18 protein-coding genes and 1 tRNA gene are annotated in these 21,935 nt (G+C 65.9%); 6 read left to right on the top strand and 13 right to left on the bottom strand.

The window, feature by feature from the left end; translation table 11 throughout:
• Positions 1-13: 13 nt before the first annotated feature.
• A complete protein-coding gene (locus ACVENA_RS04550) occupies positions 14-763 on the bottom strand; it encodes an SDR family NAD(P)-dependent oxidoreductase (RefSeq protein ID WP_449327831.1) in 750 nt (249 codons plus the stop codon).
• Positions 764-861: 98 nt separating this feature from the next.
• Between ACVENA_RS04550 and ACVENA_RS04555 the strand changes: the two genes are divergently transcribed.
• The gene (locus ACVENA_RS04555) at positions 862-1,755 is read left to right on the top strand and encodes a LysR family transcriptional regulator (protein ID WP_449327832.1); all 894 of its coding nucleotides are present in this window, start codon (positions 862-864) and stop codon (positions 1,753-1,755) included.
• A gap of 142 nt (positions 1,756-1,897) precedes the next feature.
• Here ACVENA_RS04555 and ACVENA_RS04560 read toward each other — a convergent pair whose 3' ends face one another.
• The 6 genes from ACVENA_RS04560 to moaA form a co-directional block, all read right to left on the bottom strand.
• Entirely contained in the window at positions 1,898-2,812 is a 915-nt protein-coding gene (locus ACVENA_RS04560) for an MBL fold metallo-hydrolase (RefSeq protein ID WP_449327833.1), read from the bottom strand.
• Between the two features lie 555 nt (positions 2,813-3,367).
• On the bottom strand, positions 3,368-4,558 hold the full coding sequence (locus ACVENA_RS04565; RefSeq protein ID WP_257546699.1) for an IS91 family transposase: 1,191 nt from the start codon (positions 4,556-4,558) through the stop codon (positions 3,368-3,370).
• A gap of 5 nt (positions 4,559-4,563) precedes the next feature.
• Positions 4,564-5,472 carry a tyrosine-type recombinase/integrase gene (locus tag ACVENA_RS04570; protein ID WP_257546696.1) on the bottom strand — a complete coding sequence of 303 codons (909 nt, stop codon included), beginning with the start codon at positions 5,470-5,472 and terminating at the stop codon, positions 4,564-4,566.
• Between the two features lie 505 nt (positions 5,473-5,977).
• Positions 5,978-6,052 (bottom strand) — tRNA-Asn (locus ACVENA_RS04575).
• Positions 6,053-6,112: 60 nt separating this feature from the next.
• Positions 6,113-6,883 (bottom strand): NAD kinase, encoded by a 771-nt coding sequence (locus tag ACVENA_RS04580; protein ID WP_257548529.1) that lies wholly within the window; start codon positions 6,881-6,883, stop codon positions 6,113-6,115.
• 33 nt (positions 6,884-6,916) lie between these two features.
• Positions 6,917-7,921, bottom strand: a complete 1,005-nt coding sequence (moaA, locus tag ACVENA_RS04585) for a GTP 3',8-cyclase MoaA (RefSeq protein WP_449327834.1) — start codon at positions 7,919-7,921, stop codon at positions 6,917-6,919.
• Between the two features lie 60 nt (positions 7,922-7,981).
• Between moaA and ACVENA_RS04590 the strand changes: the two genes are divergently transcribed.
• Positions 7,982-9,178: a GGDEF domain-containing phosphodiesterase gene (locus ACVENA_RS04590; protein ID WP_257548534.1), complete on the top strand. Its 1,197-nt coding sequence runs from the start codon at positions 7,982-7,984 to the stop codon at positions 9,176-9,178.
• 8 nt (positions 9,179-9,186) lie between these two features.
• On the opposite strand, the gene mfd is transcribed toward ACVENA_RS04590, so the two are convergent.
• Positions 9,187-12,768 (bottom strand): transcription-repair coupling factor, encoded by a 3,582-nt coding sequence (gene mfd, locus ACVENA_RS04595; protein WP_449327835.1) that lies wholly within the window; start codon positions 12,766-12,768, stop codon positions 9,187-9,189.
• Positions 12,765-13,025, bottom strand: coding sequence for a succinate dehydrogenase assembly factor 2 (locus ACVENA_RS04600; protein ID WP_449327836.1), 261 nt, complete (start codon positions 13,023-13,025; stop codon positions 12,765-12,767). Before ACVENA_RS04600 ends, mfd begins: the two co-directional genes overlap by 4 nt.
• A 234-nt stretch (positions 13,026-13,259) precedes the next feature.
• Here ACVENA_RS04600 and recG point away from each other — a divergent pair, with 234 nt between their 5' ends.
• Positions 13,260-15,326 carry an ATP-dependent DNA helicase RecG gene (recG, locus tag ACVENA_RS04605; RefSeq protein ID WP_449327837.1) on the top strand — a complete coding sequence of 689 codons (2,067 nt, stop codon included), beginning with the start codon at positions 13,260-13,262 and terminating at the stop codon, positions 15,324-15,326.
• Here the strand turns inward: recG and ACVENA_RS04610 are convergent.
• Together ACVENA_RS04610 and tyrS are read right to left on the bottom strand one after the other, a co-directional pair.
• Positions 15,323-15,691 carry a PilZ domain-containing protein gene (locus ACVENA_RS04610; RefSeq protein ID WP_449327838.1) on the bottom strand — a complete coding sequence of 123 codons (369 nt, stop codon included), beginning with the start codon at positions 15,689-15,691 and terminating at the stop codon, positions 15,323-15,325. The genes recG and ACVENA_RS04610 overlap by 4 nt on opposite strands.
• Positions 15,692-15,740: 49 nt before the next feature.
• Positions 15,741-16,967, bottom strand: a complete 1,227-nt coding sequence (tyrS, locus tag ACVENA_RS04615; RefSeq protein WP_449327839.1) for a tyrosine--tRNA ligase — start codon at positions 16,965-16,967, stop codon at positions 15,741-15,743.
• Between the two features lie 180 nt (positions 16,968-17,147).
• On the opposite strand from tyrS, the gene ACVENA_RS04620 reads away from it, so the two are divergent.
• Genes ACVENA_RS04620 through ACVENA_RS04630 form a run of 3 tightly spaced genes read left to right on the top strand, consistent with a single transcriptional unit; the run spans position 17,148 to position 20,178 of the window.
• On the top strand, positions 17,148-17,717 hold the full coding sequence (locus ACVENA_RS04620; protein WP_449327840.1) for a DOMON-like domain-containing protein: 570 nt from the start codon (positions 17,148-17,150) through the stop codon (positions 17,715-17,717).
• A complete protein-coding gene (locus ACVENA_RS04625) occupies positions 17,714-18,919 on the top strand; it encodes an exo-beta-N-acetylmuramidase NamZ family protein (RefSeq protein WP_449327841.1) in 1,206 nt (401 codons plus the stop codon). Before ACVENA_RS04620 ends, ACVENA_RS04625 begins: the two co-directional genes overlap by 4 nt.
• Positions 18,920-18,933: 14 nt before the next feature.
• A complete protein-coding gene (locus tag ACVENA_RS04630) occupies positions 18,934-20,178 on the top strand; it encodes a M24 family metallopeptidase (RefSeq protein WP_449327842.1) in 1,245 nt (414 codons plus the stop codon).
• Here the strand turns inward: ACVENA_RS04630 and ACVENA_RS04635 are convergent.
• Positions 20,163-21,056, bottom strand: a complete 894-nt coding sequence (locus ACVENA_RS04635; RefSeq protein WP_449327843.1) for a DUF817 domain-containing protein — start codon at positions 21,054-21,056, stop codon at positions 20,163-20,165. The two genes, ACVENA_RS04630 and ACVENA_RS04635, sit on opposite strands and share 16 nt — an antisense overlap.
• The gene (locus ACVENA_RS04640) at positions 21,049-21,855 is read right to left on the bottom strand and encodes a lipid II flippase Amj family protein (protein WP_449327844.1); all 807 of its coding nucleotides are present in this window, start codon (positions 21,853-21,855) and stop codon (positions 21,049-21,051) included. The genes ACVENA_RS04635 and ACVENA_RS04640 overlap by 8 nt, the downstream gene beginning before the upstream one ends.
• Positions 21,856-21,935: the final 80 nt, after the last annotated feature.

The following is a 21,935-nucleotide window of genomic DNA, read 5'->3' on the forward strand; positions in this document are numbered from 1 at the left end:
GTTTGGGGATGAGTCAGAGCAGCGCCATGCCGCCGTCGACGCGGAGGTTGATGCCGGTCACGAAGCTGCTGGCGTCGGACGCGAGGAACAGCGCAGCGCGCGCGAGTTCCTCCGGCCGGCCGAGCCGCGCGAGCGGGATTGCGCCCGCCATCATCTCGGCAAAGGCGCCACGCTCTTCGGGTGCCACGCCCAGCTTGCCGAGGATCTCGGTTTCGGTTGGCCCGGGACTGAGCATGTTGACGCGGATGCCGCGGTCCTTGAATTCGAGCGCCCAGCTTCGCGCGAACGCCGCGATCGCCGCCTTGGTCCCGGCATAGACGGCGTGGCCGTCGAGCACCTTGTCGCTCGCGAGCGAACCGACAAGGATGATCGAGGCTCGCTCCTGCAGGTGCGGCGCGATCGCCTGGACCCCAAAGAAAGTGCCGCGGGCATTGATTCCGAACTGGGTGTCATACTCGGCTTCGCACACCTCGCCCGATGGCGTGATCGTGTTGACTCCGGCGTTCGCCATATAGATGTCCGCACCGCCGAAACGCTCGCGAACAAGGTCCGCGACCGCGCGGTGGTGCGCCGGGTCGGCGACGTCGCCGCAGATCGCTACCGCAGCAGGGCCGATCGACCGGACTGCCTCGTCGAGTGCGGCCTGGCGCCGCCCGGTGATCACCACCTGCGCGCCCTGCTCGGCAAAGAGCTTCGCGCTCGCGAAACCGATGCCGCTGTTGCCGCCGGTTACTACGGCGACCTTTCCCTTCAAACTGTCCATAATTCACCTCTGTGGTTGAAGACGGAGATGGATTTGGCTTTTCCAGTTCGGAAAATTAGACTGGAGGCAGGCACATCATTTTTGCTAAAAACTATCGAATGACCGCTGGCCTCGAACCGACGACCGGACTTCAAGCCTTCGTGCGCGCCGTCGAGACGGGTTCGTTCAGCGCCGCGGCGCGTCTTGCCGGGACCACCCCCTCCGCGGTTTCTAAGAGCGTCGAACGGCTCGAACGACGCCTCGGCGTCAAACTTTTCCTCCGGTCCACCCGTTCGCTGACGCTGACTGTCGACGGGACCGCCTATTACGAGCGCATCGCCCCGCTGCTGCGTGCCCTCGACGAAGCCGGCGACGCCTTGAAGGGGGCTGAACGCGCGCAGGGGGTGCTGCGCGCCAGCATTCCCGGCGTGCTCGGTCCCGCGTTGATGGGAGCGCTCACCCGGGAATTCGTCCCGCGCTATCCCGAGATCAAGCTTGAGATCAGTATCACCGATCGCCATGTCGACCTGATCCGCGAAGGCTATGACGTGGCGTTGCGTGTCGGCGAAATGGGGAATGTCGACTGGATGGTGCGACGTCTTGCGACCCTGCCGCTCATCCTCGTCGCGGCGCCTCAATGGCTCGAACGCGTTGCCCATCCCGCGACGCGCGAAGCGCTCGCGCAATTGCCGCATATCCGGTATCGGCTTGGGTCGCAGGCCTATCCCATTCGCTTCGCCGACGGGACCGATCTGCTGCCCGAAGGGGCACTCGACACCGATTCGGGTCAGGCGATGCGGATTGCGGCGCTCGGCGGGGTCGGCATTGCGCAGCTGCTTCGGCTGGCGGTGGCGGACGATCTTGCCGCGGGACGCCTCGCCGAGATATTCCCGCACGATCCGCTCGCCTCGGTTCCCGTCCAGGCGCTGCACGCTTTCGGCCGCCTTGCACCGCTGCGCGTCCGATTGTTCACCGATTTTCTTGCAGACAGGCTTGCTGCGCATTCGGCCTGACGGACCATAAGCGTGCAGCGAGACGGGCTCGCACGGATGCCGCATTTCGAATTCCCTGGACTGGAGGGGGCGGTGTTCTGCCGGTTGGGGGCATACCGGCGCGATCGGTCGGTACGCCCCCGGGGGAGCCTTCGGCTGGAGATCAGAAATCCCAGAAGGCAGCGACCCAGCGGAAGGCGTCGCCATCGGCGGCGACGCGGCCCACCGAAGGGAAGGGCAAATGCGTCGCGACGAGATACTCACCGCTCGCGGCCGCTTGCTGCAACAGGCGAACGCGCACGCGCACCGATTCTTCGGGATCATGCTCGAAGCCGTTATGCCAGTCGGGATGGTCGAAACCGACGGGGAAGAGCGCGTCGCCCGCGAAGGTGAGGCGCTCGCCACCCGATGCGACATGGACGACGCAGTGCCCCGGCGTGTGCCCGCCGGTCAGCTTTGCGACCACGCCCGGCGCCACTTCGCACTCCTCGTCGAAGGCCATGATCTTGTCGGCATAGGCATCGATGAACTGCGTAGCCGTCTTGCGCAGAACCTCGGGAACGGGGTTAGGCATCGCCGTCTGTTCGAAGTCGGGGGTCTGCCAGAAGGCGATTTCGGTGGCCGTGACATGGATGCGCACGTCCGGATTCAGCCGTCGATTCACGTCCTCGACGAGCAGCCCCCCGACATGATCCATGTGCATATGCGTGATGATGATATCGGTGACTGATGCCAAGTCGATCCCCGCGGCCTGCAGCCGCTTGGGAAACTGGCCGGCGCGTGGGAAACCGGGGAACTGGCCGCCGAGGCCCGCATCGACCAAGATGGTCTTGTCGCCGCTGCGCAGCACGAGGACATTGAGAGCCCAGTCGAACATGTCGGGTCCGACGAACATATCCTTGAACCATTCGGCGCGGACCGCGGGGTCCACATTGGTGGCCATCGTTTCGGTGGGCAGCGGCAGCACGCCGTCGCTGACGACAAGCACATCGATGTCGCCGATCCGCAGCGCATAGCGCGACGGAACCAGCTCTTCGAAGCCCGAGGTGTCGGGCGTTGCAATAGTGTCGGGTTTCATGTCTCGATCCTCCTGAAAGCCGTGCAATCACGACGTTCAGCAAGCTAGGTGGCGGTCGGCTCCTGGTCGATTGGATCGAGGCATTGGTTGGGGCATACCTTCGGACAGGGACGATTGTCGGCATCGATAGCCGCAAAGCTGCTTTCGCTTGCTTTGCGGCGCTGACAAGGACCACGCCCTCTGGAAGCGAACGCTTTGGCCTGTCGCTAAACGTCCGCTATCCTCGTTTGCACGCTAAAAGCAGTCAGTCCGAAATCGTTGAGAGTTTCGGACGCCGCCAGGCGTCGGAAAGTCTTCGATGCCCGAACCGCGGTGGTCATGGTGTGAGCTATGGGGAAAGCTGTTTTGCGGAGATCGTGGGGTAGCTAGGTGCTGCCGAAAAGCGGACGTGCGCGATAGCGGACCGTCTGCATATGGGTCGCAAAAGCGGACGCCGAAAAGCGGGCGGACCGATTTTGGTGGTGCGACGTCTGCTTTTGGGCAGCCCCGTCGCGAGCGGGTCCGCTTCCAGGCGCGGGTCTGCCCTGGACGAGGAAGGCGACGGGCCGTGCCGGGTCACGGCGCCGGTGTCCCGGGTGCGAGGGATGGCGGTGGCGGCGCGCGGGACTGGTAGCGGCGCTCGAAGACCTCAATGATGATCATGGTACCGCCGCAGCACGGGCAGGTCGGTCGGGGCTCTGCATCGTCGGCGGGCTCGTCGGTCGGTGGGGGTGCGACATCGAGCAGGCGGCGGGCGCGTTCGAGATGATCCTTGCGGTGTGCGCTGGCGAGGAGGCCATAGTGGCGGATGCGGTGGAACCCGCGCGGCAGGGCGTGGAGGAGGAAGCGGCGGATGAACTCGTCGGCGCCGAGCGTCATGACCTGCTGCCGTCCAGCGCCGGCCTTGCGGTAATCCTTGTAGCGGAAGGTGACGCCTTCCTCATCGAACCGGAGGAGCCGACTGTTCGATATGGCGACCCGGTGGGTGTAGCGCGCGAGATAAGCGAGCACGGCCTCGGGACCAGCGAACGGCGGCTTGGCATATACGACCCAGCGCTTCTTCCTGACGGGAGAGAGGTGCCGCAGGAAAGCACGTCGTTCGCCAAGATGAGTGAGGCTGCCAAAGAAGGCGAGCTTGCCGGCATCGTGCAGCGCGCGAAGGCGGGTTAGGAACAAGCGTCGGAACAGGGCACCAAGGACGCGGACCGGGAGCAGGAAGGCTGGGCGTGCGGATATCCAGCGCGTTCCATCGCGGGAGATGCCGCCGCCGGGCACGATCATGTGGATGTGCGGATGATGGGTGAGCGCCGAGCCCCAGGTGTGGAGGACGGCGGTGATGCCGATCCGGGCACCGAGGTGCTTCGGGTCGGCGGCGATGGTCAGCATCGTATCGGCCGCGGCCTTGAACAGCAGGTCATAGAGGGGCGCCTTATTGTGGAAGGCGATCGCGGCAACCTCGGCAGGCAGGGTGAACACGACGTGGAAATAGCCGACTGGGAGCAGATCGGCCTCGCGCGCCTCGAGCCAACTGCGCGCCGCAGCGCCCTGGCACCTGGGGCAGTGCCGGTTGCGGCAGCTGTTATAGGCGATCCGCCAGTGCCCGCAGTCGGTGCAGGCCTCGACATGCCCGCCGAGCGCGGCGGTGCGGCAATGTTCGATCGCCGACATGATCTTGAGCTGGTGCAGGCTCAGATGCCCGGCATGGGCGGCGCGGTAGGTTGGCCCGGCAGCGCGGAAGATGTCGGCGACCTCGAGTGAGGCGCGCATCGACCTCAGCCGTCGGGCGCTTCCTCGCTGGGCGATGCGAGCGCGAGCCTGTCGAGCGGGCTGACGATCGAGCGAACGGTCCTCGTCGCAACCTGGGTGTAGAAGGCGGTGGTGTTTAGCTTGGCATGGCCGAGCAGCGCCTGGATGACGCGGATATCGACACCGTCCTCGAGCAAGTGGGTGGCGAAGCTGTGGCGCAGCGTATGCGGTCCGACGCGCTTGTCGATGTCTGCTGCTTCAGCGGCTTCGACGACGACACGGTAGAGCTGGCGGGTGCTGATCGGCGCCGCTGTGCTCTGTCCGGGAAAGAGCCAGCCGTCGGGGACGAGGATGCCCTGTTGCCGCCCGGCGCGCCACCAGTCGCGCAGTAGCAGGAGCAGCCCTTCGGGCAGCATGGCATTGCGGTATCGCCCGCCTTTACCGTGCTCGATCCGGAGCAGCATCCGCTTGCTGTCGATATCGCTGACCTTGAGCGCCGACACCTCGGCGACGCGCAAGCCCGCGCCGTAAGCGACCGACAGCGCCGCCTGGTGCTTCAAGGAGCGCGTGGCATCGAGCAGGCGCTTCACCTCGGCCATGGTGAGGACGACCGGGATCTTGCGTACCTGCCTGGTGCGGACCAGCTTGCGCGCGAGGTCGGGGCGGTCGAGCGTGTGCGTGAAGAAGAACCTCAGCGCGCCGACGATGCTGTTCATGGTCGGCGCCGGGACGCCGGCTTGTTGCTGCTCGATCTGGAACTGCCGGATATCCTCGGCGCTTGCGGTGTGCGGCGAGCGCCCGAGCCAGGTCGCGAACCTCCCAACGTCGCGCAGATAGTTACGCTGCGTCTCCTTCGAGAAGCGGCGCATGGTCATATCGTCGATCAGGCGCTGGCGCAGCGGGCTGATCGGGCCAATCTGGATAAGTTCATTCATCGTTCGACTCCTCAGGTGAAGGAGCCGAAAGGGTCTGCCTGCGGCAGCCCACGTTCAATCAGGCGATGCGCTCGAAGGGCTGCTTTACATCGAGGCTAGCGCCAATCCGCGCAGCGGTTCGTGCAGCGGCCATCGTCAGTCACTTGGTTCAGGCAAGAGGAGCGCCGGCTCCGGATAAGCCCACGCTCCTTTTCGCACACTTCGCCGGCTCCATCTTTCGCGCGGTCATGGAGCTTCCTCTTTTGCGGCGCTAAAGCATTGCCGAGGAGTCTGGAAAAGAGCGTATAATCCGGAAGATCCTCATGGAATCACAGATATTTAGTATGCTGGAAAGGGCTTCTTCGCGAGGTGGCTCAAGCGAAGAAAACCCTATGCGGGATACGAAAAAATTTTCTATTTTATATCAGATGGTTAGCGAGGCGCGCAATTTTTGCGATTTAACCTATTTGGTATTATAAAACCTCAACCCATTGAGAAATAACGGGATTTAAGAGGCTAAAAAAGCTGGCTCCCCGGGTAGGATTCGAACCTACGACCGATCGATTAACAGTCGATTGCTCTACCGCTGAGCTACCGAGGAACACGCCGCCGAAGCGGGAAGGCGGACCCTTTGCCGCCGGTCGCGGGATTAATCAAGCCCTCAAACGATAAATTGTTCCATCGCGATGCGTTCATCCAGGCCCTGGTCGGGATCGAACAGCAAGGTCAGCGGGCGGCTGCGGTCGGTCGTCACCAATACCGTCTTCACATCGCGGATTTCCCGCTGGTCGGCGACGGCGCTGACCGGGCGTTTCGCGGCCTCGCGAACGTTGAAGCGGATGCTCGTCGATTCGGGGACGAGCGCGCCGCGCCAGCGCCGCGGGCGGAAGGGGCTGATCGGGGTCAGCGCCAGCATCTCCGATTCGAGCGGCAGGATCGGGCCGTTGGCGCTGAGGTTGTAGGCGGTCGATCCGGCAGGGGTCGACACCAGCACACCGTCGCACGCCAGTTCCTCGAGCATCGTCTTTTCGTTGATCATCACCTCGAGCTTCGCGGCCTGGCGCGTTTCGCGGAGCAGCGAGATTTCGTTGATCGCGGGCAGGATATGGCGCTCGCCGCTGATCGTCGTGATGTCGCCCGACAAGGGATGGATCAGAAAGGGCCGTGCCGCCGCGATGCGGTCGAGCAGCCCTTCGACGCGGAACTCGTTCATCAGGAAGCCGATGGTGCCGCGGTTCATCCCGAAGACGGGCAGGCTGCGCCGCTGGTCGAGCAGCTGGTGCAGCATGTGCAGCAGGAAGCCGTCGCCGCCGAGCGCGATCAGCATGTCGGCCTCGGCCAAGTCGACGAAGTCGTAGAGCGGGCGCAGCTCGGCCTCAGCCTCCAGCCCCGCGGGCGCGTTCGACGCCACCAGTGCGATCTTGCGTTGCATTCGGTCCCCGTGCCCCCATTTCTGGGCGACGTGTCAGCCGCCCGTTGCACTCATATGACGCGCGACCGCCGGTCTGGACTTTCGTTCGATGTGAAAGTCGTGCGCGCGGGGTTTGCCAGCCAATGCGGCATCAATCAAGCCGTCGACGTCGCCGCCGTCGCGTAGGGCCGCGCGCAGGTCGACATGATCGTCCTGGCCGAGGCACATATAGATGCGCCCCTCGACGGTCAGGCGGATGCGGTTGCACGTCGCGCAGAAATTGTCGCTGAGCGGCGTGATGAGGCCGAGGGTGACCGGACTGTCCTCGACCGCGAAATAGCGCGCGGGACCGCCGGTGCGCTTGTCGACGGGAAAGAGGCCGCGCTCGGTGCGGAGCGGGGCGATGAAGTGATGGAGCGGGATATAATGATCGCTGCGGTCCTCGGCGACCTCGCCGAGCGGCATCGTCTCGATCAGCGTCAGGTCGAAGCCGTTACTGCCGCAATAAGCGAGCATCGGCAGCAACTGATCCTCGTTGAGCCCGGCGAGCGCGACCATGTTGATCTTGACCGCGAGACCAGCATCGCGCGCGGCCTCGATCCCGCGCAGCGCGACCGCGAGGTCGCCGACGCGGGTGATATGGCGGAAAGCCCCCGCGTCGAGCGTGTCGAGGCTGACGTTGATACGCCGCACCCCCGCCGCCGCCAGCATCGGGGCGTGCTCGGCAAGCCGCATCGCATTGGTGGTCAGCGTCAGTTCGTCGAGCCCGTGCCCGATCAGCGCGCCGAGCCGCATCGCGAGCATGTCGATTCCGCGCCGTACCAGCGGCTCGCCGCCGGTCAGGCGGATGCGCCGGATGCCGCGTGCGATGAAGCGCGCGGCGAGGTCGCCCATCTCCTCGATGCTCAGCACCGCTGATCGCGGCAGGAAATTCATGTCCTCGGCCATGCAATAGCGGCAGCGCAGGTCGCAGCGATCGGTCACCGACAGCCGCAGATAGTCGATCCGGCGGCCGTGGCCGTCGGTGAGCGGGGCAGGGAAAGGCGAAAGCGAGGCCATCGGTGCGATTGTGATGCAAAAGGGAAGGGCTTGGCAAGAAAAGCCTGATAAGGGGGCGCGATGAATCGCGTACCCGACTCCGTATCCGGCTGTGTCCGGATGCTCGAAGACCTGCATATCCGACACGAAACCGACGCCGGCGTCATGCTGGTGCAGGTCGACCAGATGGCGCGTATCAACAACAGCGCCGGGACCGCGGCGGGCGACGCCGTGCTCGACGAGATCGGGCGGCGGCTGGAAAATTTCGCCGGCGACGAGTTCGGACATGGAAGCTGCGTCCAGCGCCTCGACGGGCCGCGCTTCCTGATCGTTCCGGCGGTGCCGCTGTCGCTCGGCGCCCTGCGCGCGCAGGAACGCGCGCTGCATGTCGCGCTCGCCGAGCCGATGGTCGGCGATCCCAAGGGGCGCCTCGCGATCCGCATCGCCGCGGCATTGATCGTTCGCGACGAGCCGATCGTCGATCAACTCCGCACCGCGAGCGACCAGCTTGCGCGCCCCGCATCGGCGCGCGACGGCGCGATGGTGACGTCGGCGCTGTCGCGCGGCGAGGTCGTGATCCATTATCAGCCGCAATATGACGTCGCGACCGGCGCGATGACCGGAGTCGAGGCGCTGCTGCGCTGGCGGCATCCCGAGCTCGGGCTGCTCGGCGCGGGGCCGCTGGTCACCGCGGCGCGGGCGGCACGGCTCGAACGCGAACTCACCGAACATGCGCATCATGTCGCGCTCGCTGAGATCGCGGCTTGGCCGCGCGCGCTCGGCAAGCTGCGCGTGTCGCTCAACATCACCGCCGCCGACCTCGGCGATCCCGAATTCGCCGATCGCTTCGCGGCGATGGCGAAGAAGGCCGGGGTCGATCCCGACCGGCTGACGCTCGAACTCACCGAACAGGCGATGCTCAGCGATCCGACCGGCGCGGCGGCGCAGCTTGCGCAGATCCGCGCGCTTGGCTCGGCGATCGCGATCGACGATTTCGGCACCGGCTATTCGAGTCTTTCGCTGCTCGCGCAGTTGCCGATCGATTATCTCAAGATCGACAGCGGTTTCACCCGCAGCCTCGACGGCAGCGACCGCGACCGCATCGTCGTGCGCGCGATTGTCGATCTGGCACGCGCGCTCGGACTGCTGGTGGTTGCGGAGGGGATCGAGAATGAGGCGCAGCTCGAACGGCTGCGGGAGCTGGGAGTTGCGACCTGGCAGGGGTTCCTGAAATCGGGACCTGTGCCGGGGGAGGAATTGCTGGCGTTGATGCAATAGGCTTCGTCTTAAGTCGCCTGCCGCGCCAATTTTCCCAGCCCCTTCGACAATTGCAGCGCGCCGTTGAGTCTCGCCCCCGCGCTGCCCCAGTCGCCGCTGACCGACAGCCTGTTGTCGGGCCGGATGCGGGCGCGGCCCTTCAGCCGCTCGACATAAGCGATCAACCCCGGAACATTGGCGAACTGGTCGCCGTGGAAGCTGACCAGCGCGCCCTTGGTGCCGACGTCGAGTTTGGCGATGCCCGCGGTCTTTGCGTTCGCCTTGATCTCCATGAGCTGGATCAGGTTCGCGGTTTCGGGCGGCAGCGGGCCGAAACGGTCGATCATTTCGGCCGCGAAGCCGTCGAGCCCGGCGCGGCCCTCGGCCTCGTTGAGGCGGCGATAGAGCGCCATGCGGAGCGGCAGGTCGGGAACATAATCTTCCGGGATCAGGATCGGCGCATCGACGGTGATGACCGGCGACAGCGCCTCGCGCGGCGGCGCCGCGCCCATGCCCTCGGCCTTGGCGACGAGGATCGCCTCCTCCAGCATCGACTGATAGAGCTCGAAGCCGACCTCGCGGATATGCCCCGACTGCTCGTCGCCGACGAGGTTGCCCGCGCCGCGAATGTCGAGATCGTGGCTTGCGAGCTGGAAGCCCGCACCCAGCGTGTCGAGATCGCCGAGCAGCTTCAGTCGCTTTTCGGCGGTGTCGGTGATTGCACCGCCCTCGGGCGTCGTCAGATAGGCATAGGCGCGTGTCTTCGATCGCCCGACGCGGCCGCGAAGCTGGTAGAGCTGCGCAAGGCCGAAGCGGTCGGCGCGGTGGACGACCAGCGTGTTTGCGCTCGGAATGTCGAGGCCCGATTCGACGATCGTCGTCGAGACGAGCACGTCATATTTGCGGTCGTAGAAGGCGCTCATTCGCTCCTCGACCTCGCCCGGCGCCATCTGGCCGTGCGCGACGACATATTTGATCTCGGGCACGCGGGTGCGCAGGAATTCCTCGATATCGGGCAAATCCTTGATCCGCGGGGTGACGAAGAAGCTCTGGCCGCCGCGGTCATGCTCGCGGAGCAGCGCCTCGCGGATGACGACGGGGTCCCATGGCGCGACGTAAGTGCGGACCGCGAGGCGGTCGACCGGCGGCGTCTGGATGACGCTGAGTTCGCGGAGCCCCGACATCGCCATCTGCAAGGTGCGCGGGATCGGGGTTGCGGTGAGAGTCAGGACGTGGACGTCGGCCTTGAGCTGTTTCAATCGCTCCTTGTGGACGACGCCGAAGCGCTGCTCCTCGTCGACGATGACGAGGCCGAGATTCTGGAACTCGACCGATTTCGCAATCACCGCGTGGGTGCCGACGACGATGTCGATCTGGCCGTTCGACAACCCGTCGCGTGTCTTCTGCGCTTCGGACGCCGGGACGAGGCGTGACAGCCTGCCAATGTTGATCGGGAAGCCTTTGAAACGCTCGACGAAATTGGTGTAATGCTGGCGTGCCAGCAAGGTCGTCGGACAGACGAGCGCGACCTGCACCCCCGCCATCGCCGCGACGAAGGCGGCGCGCAAAGCGACTTCGGTCTTGCCGAAACCGACGTCGCCGCAGACCAGCCGGTCCATCGGGCGCCCCGACGCCATGTCGGCGAGCACGTCGCCGATCGCACGGTCCTGATCGTCAGTTTCCTGATAGGGGAAGCGGTCGGCGAAGGCGGGGTAGGCGGCATCCTGCGCGAGCACTTCGCCGGGACGGAGCGCACGCTGCGCGGCGGTTGCCAGCAGTTCGCCCGCAATTTCGCGGATGCGCTCCTTCATCCGCGCCTTGCGCCGCTGCCACGCCTCGCCGCCGAGCTTGTCGAGGCCGACCCCCTCGCTCTCGCCGCCATAGCGCGACAGGACGTCGAGATTCTCGACGGGGACGTAGAGCTTGTCGCCGCCGGAGTAAGTCAGCGCGACGCAATCGTGCGGGCTGTCGCCGACCGGGATCGAGGTCAGCCCCTCGTAACGGCCGATGCCATGGTCGAGATGGACGACGAGATCGCCGACGCTGAGCGTCGCGAGTTCGGCGAGAAAGGCGTCGGCGCTCTTGCGGCGCTTGGCGCGGCGGACGAGGCGTTCGCCGAGAATATCCTGTTCGGTGAGCAGGCTGATCGCGTCACTGGCGAAACCGTGATCGAGCGGGAGGACGATGAGCGCGACGGTGCCGGTTCCCCTCCCGCTTGCGGGAGGGGCTAGGGGAAGGCGTGTCTCGGGCGCTGCGCTGTCGTCAGACAGGCCCTCCCCCGACCCCTCCCGCAAGCGGGAGGGGAGAGTGGCGCCCAGCGCCTCCTGCCACGTATCGACCTGCGCCAGTCCTGTTACGCCATGGTCACGCAGCAACCCCGCCAATCGTTCGCGCGCGCCGCCCGAATAGCTGGCGATGATCGTCCGCCGCCCCTTGCGCCGCTCGTCCGACAGATGATCCGCCACCTTGTCATAGACGTTGAGGTCGGCGGTGCGCTCGGGGGTGAAGTCGCGCGCGGCGAACGTTTCGAGGTCGATCACCGTCGGCGACGGCGGGACATCGAAGGGAGTGACAATATGGATCGGACGCCGCTCCGCCGCGTCCCACTCGGCTTCGGTCAGATAGAGCGATTCGGGTTTCAGCGGGCGGTAGCTGCCCGCCTGCTCCTGCGCGGCCGCGACGCGATTGGCATGATAGTCGGTGATCGCCGCGAAGCGCGTTTCGGCGGTGGCGTCGGTGCGGTGCCCGCGCAGCACGGGGGTCGCGGGGTCGATATGGTCGAACAAGGTCGCCAGCCGCTCCTCGAACAGCGGCAGCCAATGGTCCATCCCCGCTTGGCGCCGCCCTTCGCTGACCGCCTGATAGAGCGGGTCGCCTGTCGCCTGCGCGCCGAAGATTTCGCGATAACTCGACCGGAACCGCTTGATCGTCGCCTCGTCGAGCAGGGTTTCGGCGGCGGGGAGCAGTTGCAGCGCCTTCGCGGGACCGAGGCTGCGCTGGTCGGCGGGGTCGAAGCGGCGGATGCTCTCGATCTCGTCGCCGAAGAAATCGACGCGGAGCCCGGTTTCCTCGCCCGCCGGGAACAGGTCGACGATGCCGCCGCGCACCGCGAACTCGCCCTGGTCGGCGACGGTGTCGACGCGGTTGAAGCCGTTCGAGACGAGCAGTTCGGCAAGCGCGTCACGATCGATCCGCTGCCCCGGCGCGAGCGTGGTCGCAAGCTGGCGGATGCGGAATGGCGTGAGCGTGCGCTGGGTGATCGCGGCGACGGTGGTCAGGATCAGTTCGCCGCGCTTCGCCGGCGCCTGCAACGCCGACAAGGTGGCGAGCCGGTCGGCACTGACGCGCATCGACGGTCCCGCGCGGTCGTAGGGCAGGCAGTCCCATGCCGGGAACCGATGCACGACAAGATCGGGTGCAAAGAAGGGCGCGGCGTCGGCGATCGCCTGCATCGCCGTGTCGTCGGTCGCGACATAGAGCAGGCGTTTGTCGCTCGCCCGCGCTAGGTCCGCGAGCAGCAGCGGCAGGAATCCGTCCGCCGCGCGCGCGAGCGTCAGCGGCGCCGAGGCCGGCGCGATGGCGGCGAAAATGTCGGCGGCGCTTCGGGTCATGGCAGCGGGATATAGTCCAGCCGGCGCATCGCGGCGATCAGCGGCGGGTTGTCGAGATGCGCGGGCGGATGGCCGATGCCGAGCGCCCACGCCATGATGTCGACGTCATCCTCCTCGACGACGGCTTCGTACCAGGCAAGTTCCGCCTCGCCCCATTGGGGCGAATAGCGGTCGAAGAAGCCGCCGATCATATAGTCGGCCTCGCGCGTGCCGCGGTGCCAGGCGCGGAATTTGAGGCGTTTCAGGCGGTCGGTCATCTGTTTCTCTTTCCCTTCTCCCTTGATGGGAGAAGGATACGAAGCCTTGCCGCTATGCGGCTAGGCGAAGTTGGATGAGGGTGAGCGCTCGCATGGCGAGCGCGCGCTTGCTTTGCAAGCGCTACCCCTCACCCGCTGCGACTAACGAGCAAGCTCGTAAGTCTCGCCGCCCTCTCCCGCAAGGGGAGAGGGGAGGTGCAAGTTCGAATTTACCGCGCTAGACAGCAGCAACCGATGCGACCCGAAATCCTCAACCCGCTCTTTGCCGCGCTGACCGACCTCAAGGGCGTCGGGCCGCAGCTTGCCAAGCCGCTGACCCGGCTGGGGCTTGAGCGCGTGGTCGATGTGCTGTTCCATCTGCCCACCGGCCTCATCTCGCGCGTGCCCGTGGACCGGCTCGATCAGGCGCAGGCAGGGCAGACGATCATCGTGGAACTGACCGCGCAGGATTACCGCCCCGGCCGCAGCCCCCGCGCGCCCTTCGGGGTCGAGGCGTTCGATCAGGCGGGCGACCATGTCCGGCTCGTCTATTTCGGGCGCACCTCCGGGCTCGCGCGCAAGCTGTTTCCGCTGGGCGAGAAACGCCGCGTTTCCGGCAGGCTCGATCTCTATGGCGATATGCGCCAGATCGTTCATCCCGACCATGTCGCCGAACCGGGTGACGAGGCGGGCATCGCGGTGCACGAGCCCGTCTATCCGCTGACAGAGGGTCTGACCAACGCGCGGCTGTCGCAGCTTGGACAGGTCGCGCTCGAACGGCGGCCTGACCTGGCCGAATGGATCGACGCACCATTGCTCGCCAGCCGCGGCTGGCCGGCGTGGCGCGAGGCGATCGAGCGCGCTCACGCGAGCCCGCGCGACGAGGCGGCGCGCGACCGGCTCGCCTATGACGAGATTTTCGCGAGCCAGGTCGCGCTGATGCTGATCCGCGAAGGGCTACGCGCGCGCAAGGGCCGGGCGGTCGTCGGCACCGGCCGGTTGCTCGACGCGCTGCAACTGCCGTTCGGGCTGACCGGCGCACAAGAGCGCGTGGGGCGCGAGATCGCAGGCGACATGGCGCAGGATCGGCCGATGCTGCGGATGCTGCAGGGCGACGTCGGATCGGGCAAGACGCTCGTCGCGCTGCGCGCGATGCTGACCGCGGTCGAGGCGGGGACGCAGGCGGCGCTGCTCGCGCCGACCGAAATCCTTGCGCGCCAGCATTATGCGACCCTGCAACGCATGCTGGGCGGGCTGCCGGTCAATCTCGCGATCCTGACCGGGCGCGACAAGGGCAAGGCGCGCGAATCGACGCTGATGGGGCTTGCCGACGGCAGCATCGACATTCTCGTCGGCACCCATGCGATCTTCCAGCAGGCGGTGACGTATAAGGATCTGTCGCTCGTCGTCGTCGACGAACAGCATCGCTTCGGCGTCGCGCAGCGGCTGATGCTCACCGCCAAGGGCCAGCGGCCCCCGCACTTGCTGGTGATGACCGCGACCCCGATCCCGCGCACCTTGCTGCTCGCCAATCATGGCGAGATGGACGTGTCGCGGCTCGACGAGATGCCGCCGGGGCGCACCCCGGTCGATACGCGCGTCGTATCGGTCGAGCGGCTCGACGAAGTGGTGGCCTCGCTCGACCGCCATCTCGCGACCGGCGCGCAGGCCTACTGGGTGTGCCCGCTTGTCGCCGAGAGCGAGGGCAGCGACCTCGCGGCGGCCGAGGAGCGCGCGGCGTTGCTCCGCGCGCGGCTCGGCGAGGCGCGCGTCGGGCTTGTCCACGGCCGCATGAAAGGGCCCGAGAAGGACGACGTGATGGCGCGCTTTCAGGCGGGCGAGATCGGCGTCCTCGTCGCGACGACGGTGATCGAGGTCGGGGTCGACGTGCCCGCCGCCAGCCTGATGATCGTCGAACATGCCGAGAATTTCGGGCTCGCGCAGCTCCATCAATTGCGCGGCCGCGTCGGGCGCGGCGCGGCGAAATCGGTGTGCCTGCTGCTGCGTTCGCCGAATCTGTCGGAGACGGCGCGCGAGCGGCTGGCGTTGATGCGCGAGACGAACGATGGTTTCCTGATTGCCGAGAAAGATCTCGAACTGCGCGGGGGCGGTGAACTGCTGGGGCTCAAGCAGTCGGGCGACGCCGATTACCGCGTCGCGACGCCCGAGCAACTGGTGCGGCTGTTGCCGGTCGCCCACGACGATGCACGGCTGTTCGTCGAGCGCGACGGCGGCATGGAGGGCGCGCGGGGCGAGGCGGTGCGGCTCTGCCTCTACCTCTTCGAACGCGATGCGGCAGTGCCGTTGCTCAGAAGCGGTTAGTTGACGTCACCGCGCGCGCCCATCGCACGGATCATCGGCAGATAATCTTCGGCGGCGATCGATTTGTCGAACTGGACACCGGTCTTGCCGCCGAGCGACCAGATCACCTTTGCCGCGGTGCGGCCGATGATCGGCATGCGGAAGACGACGAGGTCGCCGATCTCCAGCCCGCGCTCGTAACGCATCAGCATGCCGTCGGCGCTGATGTTGACGCAGGTACACATTTCCTGGCGCCCATCGGGCAGCACGAAGGGCAGGCGGCAATAGACGTCGCTGCGCGGCGCAATCCGCTGGTCGAGGCCGACGTAGTGGGCCTTGTTGGTATCGATCTTACGCATACGTCCCGGACCTTTGTCGTTTGCCATGGATCGTTCTACGCCATTGCTGAAGAATCGGTAAATGCGCTTCGCCGCATCAGCGGGTCACGAGACCGTGTTTCTTCGCCCCCAGGCTGACCGGAACGTCGGCGCCCGCAGGCTGGATTCGATGCTGCGGATCGCGGACCACGACCCCTTCGACCTTGACCGCGCCCTCGTCGAGCTTGCGCCGCGCTTCCTTGTTCGACGTCGCGAAGCCGAGCTCGCGCAAGGCGTCGACGATGGTGATGCCGTCCGCGGGCGCCGCAACGTGCGGCAGGTCACCGCCGATCTGTCCCTTTTCAAAGGTTTGCGCGGCGGTTTCTGCAGCGGTTTTCGCGGCCTCGGTGCCGCGGCAGAGCGCGGTCGCTTCGTTGGCGAGGATCTTCTTCGCCTCGTTGATCTCGGCGCCTTCGAGCGCTTCCAGCCGAGCGATCTCGCCCATCGGCAGGTCGGTGAAGAGCTTCAGGAACTTGCCGACGTCGCGGTCGTCGCAGTTGCGCCAATATTGCCAATAGTCGAAATGGGGCAGCTGTCCCGAATTGAGCCACACGGCGCCCGCCGCGGTCTTGCCCATTTTTGCGCCGGCAGCCGTCGTGAGCAGTGGAGTCGTCAGGCCGTAGAGTTCGGCGCCGTCCATACGGCGGCCGAGCTCCATGCCGTTGACGATATTCCCCCACTGATCGGACCCGCCCATCTGAAGCCGCACGCCGCGCTCCTTTGACAGATAGCGGAAGTCGTATCCCTGCAGGATCATGTAGTTGAATTCGAGGAAGGTCATCGGCTGTTCGCGATCGAGCCGCAGCTTGACCGAATCGAAGGTCAGCATGCGGTTGATCGTGAAATGGGTGCCGACTTCCTGAAGCAGCTCGATATAGCCGAGCTTGCCGAGCCAGTCCTGATTGTCGACCATCACCGCATCGGTCGGGCCGTCGCCGAAGGTCAGGAAAGGCTCGAAGATCGTACGGATCGAGGCGATGTTCGCGGCAATCGTCTCGTCCGACAGCATCTTGCGGCTCTCGTCGCGGCCGGTGGGGTCGCCGATCCGCGTCGTCCCGCCGCCCATCAGCACGACGGGTTTGTGCCCCGTCTGTTGCAGGCGGCGCAGCATCATGATCTGGACGAGGCTGCCGACGTGCAGGCTCGGCGCGGTCGCGTCGAAACCGATATATCCCGGGACGACCTGCTTCGCGGCGAGCGCATCGAGCCCTTCTGCATCGGTCATCTGATGGATATAGCCTCGCTCGTCAAGCAGGCGCAGCAGGTCGGATTTGTAATGGGTCATAGCGGGCGGGCGCTTAGCACGCGAAAGGCGCAAACCCAACCTGTTCATATCTTCATCATCGTCACCCCGGACTTGATCCGGGGTCCCGCTTACTCAAGAAGGGCAGCGGGACCCCGGATCAAGTCCGGGGTGACGAAGAACGATGTTCTTCAACAGGCTCAGGACAAACGGAGAGAGTGAGTGTCCGACCCCGAAAGCAACTCACGCATTGCCCTCATCTGCCACCCCGACACGCCCGCGAAGGCGGTACGGTCGATCGCGGTCGAGATCGGGCTGTCGTTCGACGATGGCTTCGCCCTCGGCTTCATTGTCGACGGCGCGATCGGTGCGGTCGTGCTGCCGCAGGGGGAGGGCGAACTCGTCATCGCCGACAGCGGAACCGACGGGCTCTGGCAGAGCACCTGCTTCGAGGCGTTCCTGACCGAGGAAGGCCAGCCCGACTATACCGAGTTCAACTATGCCCCTGACGGGCGCTGGGCCTGTTATCAGTTCGACGATTACCGTTCGCTGCTGCGCGCCGACCAGCTCGCGCCGTGGCGGATGGAGGCCGAGCGGAGCGCCGATCGCTATGCGCTGCGCATCGAGCCGGGGATTTTCCCCGACAAGGGCTCGAAGCTCGCGCTGTCGGCGGTGATCGAGGAAGTCGACGGCACCAAAAGCTATTGGGCGCTTTGCCATCCGCCCGGAAAACCCGACTTTCATCATCCCGATTGCTTTAGGGTGACGCTTGGGGCACCCGACGCGGCATGACTGTTTCCTTCGGCATCGACCGCCTGCTCGCCGACCCCGCGCTTCGCGCGCCGCTGGAGGGAAAGCGTGTCGCGCTGCTCGCGCATCCCGCCTCGGTCACCGCCGACCTGACGCACAGCCTCGACGCGCTTGTCGCGGCGGGGATCGACATCACCGCGGTGTTCGGGCCGCAGCATGGCGTGCGCGGCGACCTTCAGGACAATATGATGGAGTCGCCCGACTTCACCGATCCGACCTATGGTATGCCGGTGTTCAGCCTCTATGGCGAGGTGCGGCGGCCGAGCGGCCAGTCGATGCACACGTTCGACGTGATGCTGGTCGATCTGCAGGATTTGGGTTGCCGCATCTACACTTATGTGACGACTTTGCTCTACATTCTCGAAGCCGCGGCGGCGCACGGCAAGGCGGTGTGGGTGCTCGACCGCCCGAACCCGGCGGGACGCCCGGTCGAAGGAACGCGGCTGCGCCCCGGCTGGGAGAGTTTCGTCGGCGCGGGGCCGATGGCGATGCGCCACGGGCTGACGATGGGCGAGATGGGGCATTGGTTCATCCGTCATTTCGGGCTCGACGTCGAGTACCGCGTGATCGGGATGGAGGGCTGGGAGCCCGACGGCCCCGGCTTCGGCTGGCCCACCGACCGCATCTGGATCAACCCCAGCCCCAATGCGGCGAACGTCAACATGGCGCGCGCCTATGCCGGGACGGTGATGGTCGAGGGCGCGACGCTCAGCGAGGGCCGGGGAACGACCCGCCCGCTCGAACTGTTCGGCGCCCCCGATATCGATGCGAAGGCGGTGATCGCCGAAATGCACCGGCTCGCGCCCGAATGGCTCGCGGGATGCAAATTGCGTGATATCTGGTTCCAGCCGACCTTTCACAAGCATGTTGGCCAGCTCAACAATGGTATCCATATCCATGCCGAGGGGTCGTGGTACGATCCTGCGGCCTTCCGCCCGTGGCGCGTGCAGGCGCTGGGGTTCAAGGCGATCCGCAGCCTCTATCCCGATTATCCGATCTGGCGCGGCAAGGATTTCAAATATGAATATACCGACGACGTGCTCGCGATCGACGTGATCAACGGCGGGCCGGACTTGCGCCTGTGGGTCGACGATGCGGGCGCGGCGCCGGGCGATCTCGACGCGCTGGCGATGCCCGACGAGGCGGCGTGGCGCGAAGAGATCGCGGACCTGCTGATCTATTGAGGAAAGGGACGGCAATGGATCGACGGCAGTTTCTCGGCACGGCGGCGCTTGGCGGGGTCGCCGTAGCTTTGCCGGCATCGGTTCTTGCCGCCGACACCGCCGGCCTGCCGAACCTCGCCGCCAAGGCGGTGCCGATCGGGGCTGACGAGCGCATGGCGCGGATCGCCAAGGCGAAGGAGCTCATGCGTGCGAACGATATCGGCGCGCTGCTGATCGAGCCGGGGTCGAGCCTCATTTATTTTACCGGGGTCGAATGGTGGCGGAGCGAACGGCTGACCGCGGCGGTGCTGACGCGCGAGGGCGAGGTGGCGATCGTCACCCCCTTCTTTGAGGAACCGTCGGTGCGCGAGACGCTGGGCATTCCGGCGGACGTGCTGACGTGGAACGAGGATGAGAATCCGCTCGCGGCGGTCGCGGGGTGGCTCGGCAAGCGCGGCCTTGCCAAGGGACGGATCGGGATCGAGGAGACGGTGCGCTATTTCGCCGTCGATGGCCTGCAAAAGGCGATGCCGGGCGCGAGCGTCGTCAACGGTGCGCCGGTCGTGCGCGGGTGCCGGATGCACAAGTCGACGGCCGAGATCGCGCTGATGCAGATCGCGAACGACATCACCGTCGCCGCCTATCGCCACACCGCGCCGCGGATCGAGGCGGGGATGACGCCCGCCGACATCGGCGCGATCATGCGCGCTGCGACGGTGGCGCTCGGCGGTGCAAGCGAGTTCGAGCTGGTCCTGCTCGGCGAGGCGAGCGCCTATCCGCATGGCAGCGGCAAGCCGCAGGCGGTGCGCGACGGCGAGGTCGTGCTGATGGACTGCGGCGCGGCGGTGCACGGCTATCAGTCCGATATTTCGCGGACCTTCGTCTATGGCAAGGCGACTGCGCGCCAGCGGCAGGTGTGGGACGAGATGCGCAAGGGACAGGATGTCGCCTTCGCCGCGGCGAAGATCGGTGCCCCCGCGGGAAGTGTCGATGATGCGGTGCGCGCCTTTTACCAGAATCTCGGTTGGGGGCCGGGTTACCGGCTTCCCGGCACCTCGCATCGCACCGGGCACGGCATCGGGCTCGACGGGCACGAGCCGGTCAATCTGGTGCATGGCGAGAAGACCAAGCTGGCGCCCGGCATGTGCTTCTCGGACGAGCCCGGCATCTACATTCCCGGCGAGTTCGGCATCCGCATCGAGGATTGCTTTTACATGACCGAGCGCGGGCCCGAATGGTTCAGCGAACCGCCGCCCTCGATCGATCAGCCGTTCGGGTAATTCCCCTCCCTTTCAGGGAGGGGAGAATAGGCATCGGGTGCCTTCGACCGCTGCACCAGACTCACCAGCACGAACGAGATGATCATCAGCAGATACCAGCTTCCAAGCTTCTCGACCCCGACCATGTGCCAACCGTCCTTCTGGCTGGGATAGGTCCAGGCGCGGGCAAAAGTGCCGATATTCTCCGCGAACCAGATGAACAGCGCGACGAGGCCCCAGCCAACGAGCAACGGCATGCGGCGGTGGACGTGGAGCGGACGGAACCACACCTGGCAGCGCCAGAAGAGCAGGGCGGTCGCCGCGAACAGCAGCCAGCGGATGTCGGGCAGCCAGTGGTGCGCGAAGAAATTGACATAGATGGCGGCAGCGAGCGCATAGCTCGTCCACAGCGGCGGGTAGAGTGTGTAGCGGAAGTCGAAGATGCGCCAGACGCGCGCGATGTAACTGCCGACCGCGGCATACATGAAGCCCGAGAAGAGCGGCACCGCGCCGATGTGGAGCAGGCTGCCCTCGGGATATTGCCACGATCCCGCGGCGGTCTTGAACAGCTCCATCACCGTGCCGACGATGTGGAAGATCAGGATGACGATGGCTTCCTTCGGCGTTTCGAGCCGGAAGGCGAGCATGGCGAACTGGATCAGCACCGCCCCGATAGTGATCGCGTCGTAGCGATGGATCGGCGCGCTTTCGGGCCAGAAGAGGTGCGTGCCAAGCAGCAGCGCGAGCATCAGCCCACCGAACAGGCACGCCCAGCCCTGCTTGAAACTGAAGACGATAAATTCGAGGAACCAGCCGCGCGGTCCCGGCTCGACGGCCATCGCTTCGAGGCGGGCGCGGACGGCGTGGAAGCGGCTGTGGCTGCGCGGCGCCTCAGACATGCACGGAGACATAGGCGATCAGCGTTGCCGCGGGGAGCAGCAGCGCCTGTGCGAGCACCGTTCCGGCAAGACGGCTCAGCGAGATGAAGGTGATCGCGCGGCGGAAATCGCCCTCGTCGACTTTGCCTTCGACCGCATCGTCGGTCATCACCGACAGTTGCGGGTCGATGAAGGCGAACAGCAGGATCGTCGCGAAGCCGTTGATCAGCGCCGATAATTGCGACGCGGTCACCCGGAACTCGGGGGCGAGATAGCCGGCGTAGAGCGACGCGACGACCCCGACCGCGAGCAGCGATTGCGCAAGGCAATTGGCAATCAATACCCCCCAGCCGATCCCTTGCGGCATGTGCCAGCCCTTTAGGTGCGCAAGGCTGGGGAAGCGGAGCGACTGGCGCAGGGTGCGCAGTCCGGCGGGGCTGGCGGCCTTCAGCGCGAGCTTCGTCGTCGAGCGATTGTCCTGATACCAGCCGATCGCGGCAGCGAACATGCGCTGGCCGGTGGGGACGAGCAGGATGCCGATCAGCGTCGCGATGCTCGCGGCGGCAAGCACGAACTGCATGTCGACGAACAGCGACGCGCCCGATCCGTCGTGGATGCGTGTCTCGATCCGCTTGGCGAGGAAGGGCCCCAGAAAGCTGTTCGACGTGCGTGAGAAGAGCACGAGGATGTTGAATAGCGCGAACGACATCGCGATCCGCCGCGTCCGCACCCCTGCGATGCGCGCGGCATAGGCGAGCGCGCCGATCAGGTTGATGAAGCCGGTGAGGAGAAGGATGGTGACGAGGGGGAGGTCGATCATCTTCGCGCCTTAGCGCATGATTGCGGCCAGAGAAATCGTCATCCCGGCGAAGGCCGGGATCTCGACCTCGCGCAATAATG

Source organism: Sphingopyxis sp. 550A (assembly GCF_053569535.1).

Excerpts from the sequence above, each read along its gene's own strand:
- ACVENA_RS04590 (WP_257548534.1), top strand. The coding sequence starts at position 7,982 with ATGAATCGCGTACCCGACTCCGTATCCGGCTGTGTCCGGATGCTCGAA.
- ACVENA_RS04580 (WP_257548529.1), bottom strand. The coding sequence starts at position 6,883 with ATGCAACGCAAGATCGCACTGGTGGCGTCGAACGCGCCCGCGGGGCTG.
- ACVENA_RS04640 (WP_449327844.1), bottom strand. The coding sequence starts at position 21,855 with ATGATCGACCTCCCCCTCGTCACCATCCTTCTCCTCACCGGCTTCATC.
- mfd (WP_449327835.1), bottom strand. The coding sequence starts at position 12,768 with ATGACCCGAAGCGCCGCCGACATTTTCGCCGCCATCGCGCCGGCCTCG.
- tyrS (WP_449327839.1), bottom strand. The coding sequence starts at position 16,967 with ATGACCCATTACAAATCCGACCTGCTGCGCCTGCTTGACGAGCGAGGC.
- ACVENA_RS04550 (WP_449327831.1), bottom strand. The coding sequence starts at position 763 with ATGGACAGTTTGAAGGGAAAGGTCGCCGTAGTAACCGGCGGCAACAGC.
- ACVENA_RS04555 (WP_449327832.1), top strand. The coding sequence starts at position 862 with ATGACCGCTGGCCTCGAACCGACGACCGGACTTCAAGCCTTCGTGCGC.
- ACVENA_RS04610 (WP_449327838.1), bottom strand. The coding sequence starts at position 15,691 with ATGGCAAACGACAAAGGTCCGGGACGTATGCGTAAGATCGATACCAAC.
- ACVENA_RS04625 (WP_449327841.1), top strand. The coding sequence starts at position 17,714 with ATGACTGTTTCCTTCGGCATCGACCGCCTGCTCGCCGACCCCGCGCTT.
- moaA (WP_449327834.1), bottom strand. The coding sequence starts at position 7,921 with ATGGCCTCGCTTTCGCCTTTCCCTGCCCCGCTCACCGACGGCCACGGC.
- ACVENA_RS04600 (WP_449327836.1), bottom strand. The coding sequence starts at position 13,025 with ATGACCGACCGCCTGAAACGCCTCAAATTCCGCGCCTGGCACCGCGGC.
- ACVENA_RS04565 (WP_257546699.1), bottom strand. The coding sequence starts at position 4,558 with ATGCGCGCCTCACTCGAGGTCGCCGACATCTTCCGCGCTGCCGGGCCA.
- ACVENA_RS04570 (WP_257546696.1), bottom strand. The coding sequence starts at position 5,472 with ATGAATGAACTTATCCAGATTGGCCCGATCAGCCCGCTGCGCCAGCGC.
- recG (WP_449327837.1), top strand. The coding sequence starts at position 13,260 with ATGCGACCCGAAATCCTCAACCCGCTCTTTGCCGCGCTGACCGACCTC.
- ACVENA_RS04560 (WP_449327833.1), bottom strand. The coding sequence starts at position 2,812 with ATGAAACCCGACACTATTGCAACGCCCGACACCTCGGGCTTCGAAGAG.
- ACVENA_RS04635 (WP_449327843.1), bottom strand. The coding sequence starts at position 21,056 with ATGTCTGAGGCGCCGCGCAGCCACAGCCGCTTCCACGCCGTCCGCGCC.
- ACVENA_RS04630 (WP_449327842.1), top strand. The coding sequence starts at position 18,934 with ATGGATCGACGGCAGTTTCTCGGCACGGCGGCGCTTGGCGGGGTCGCC.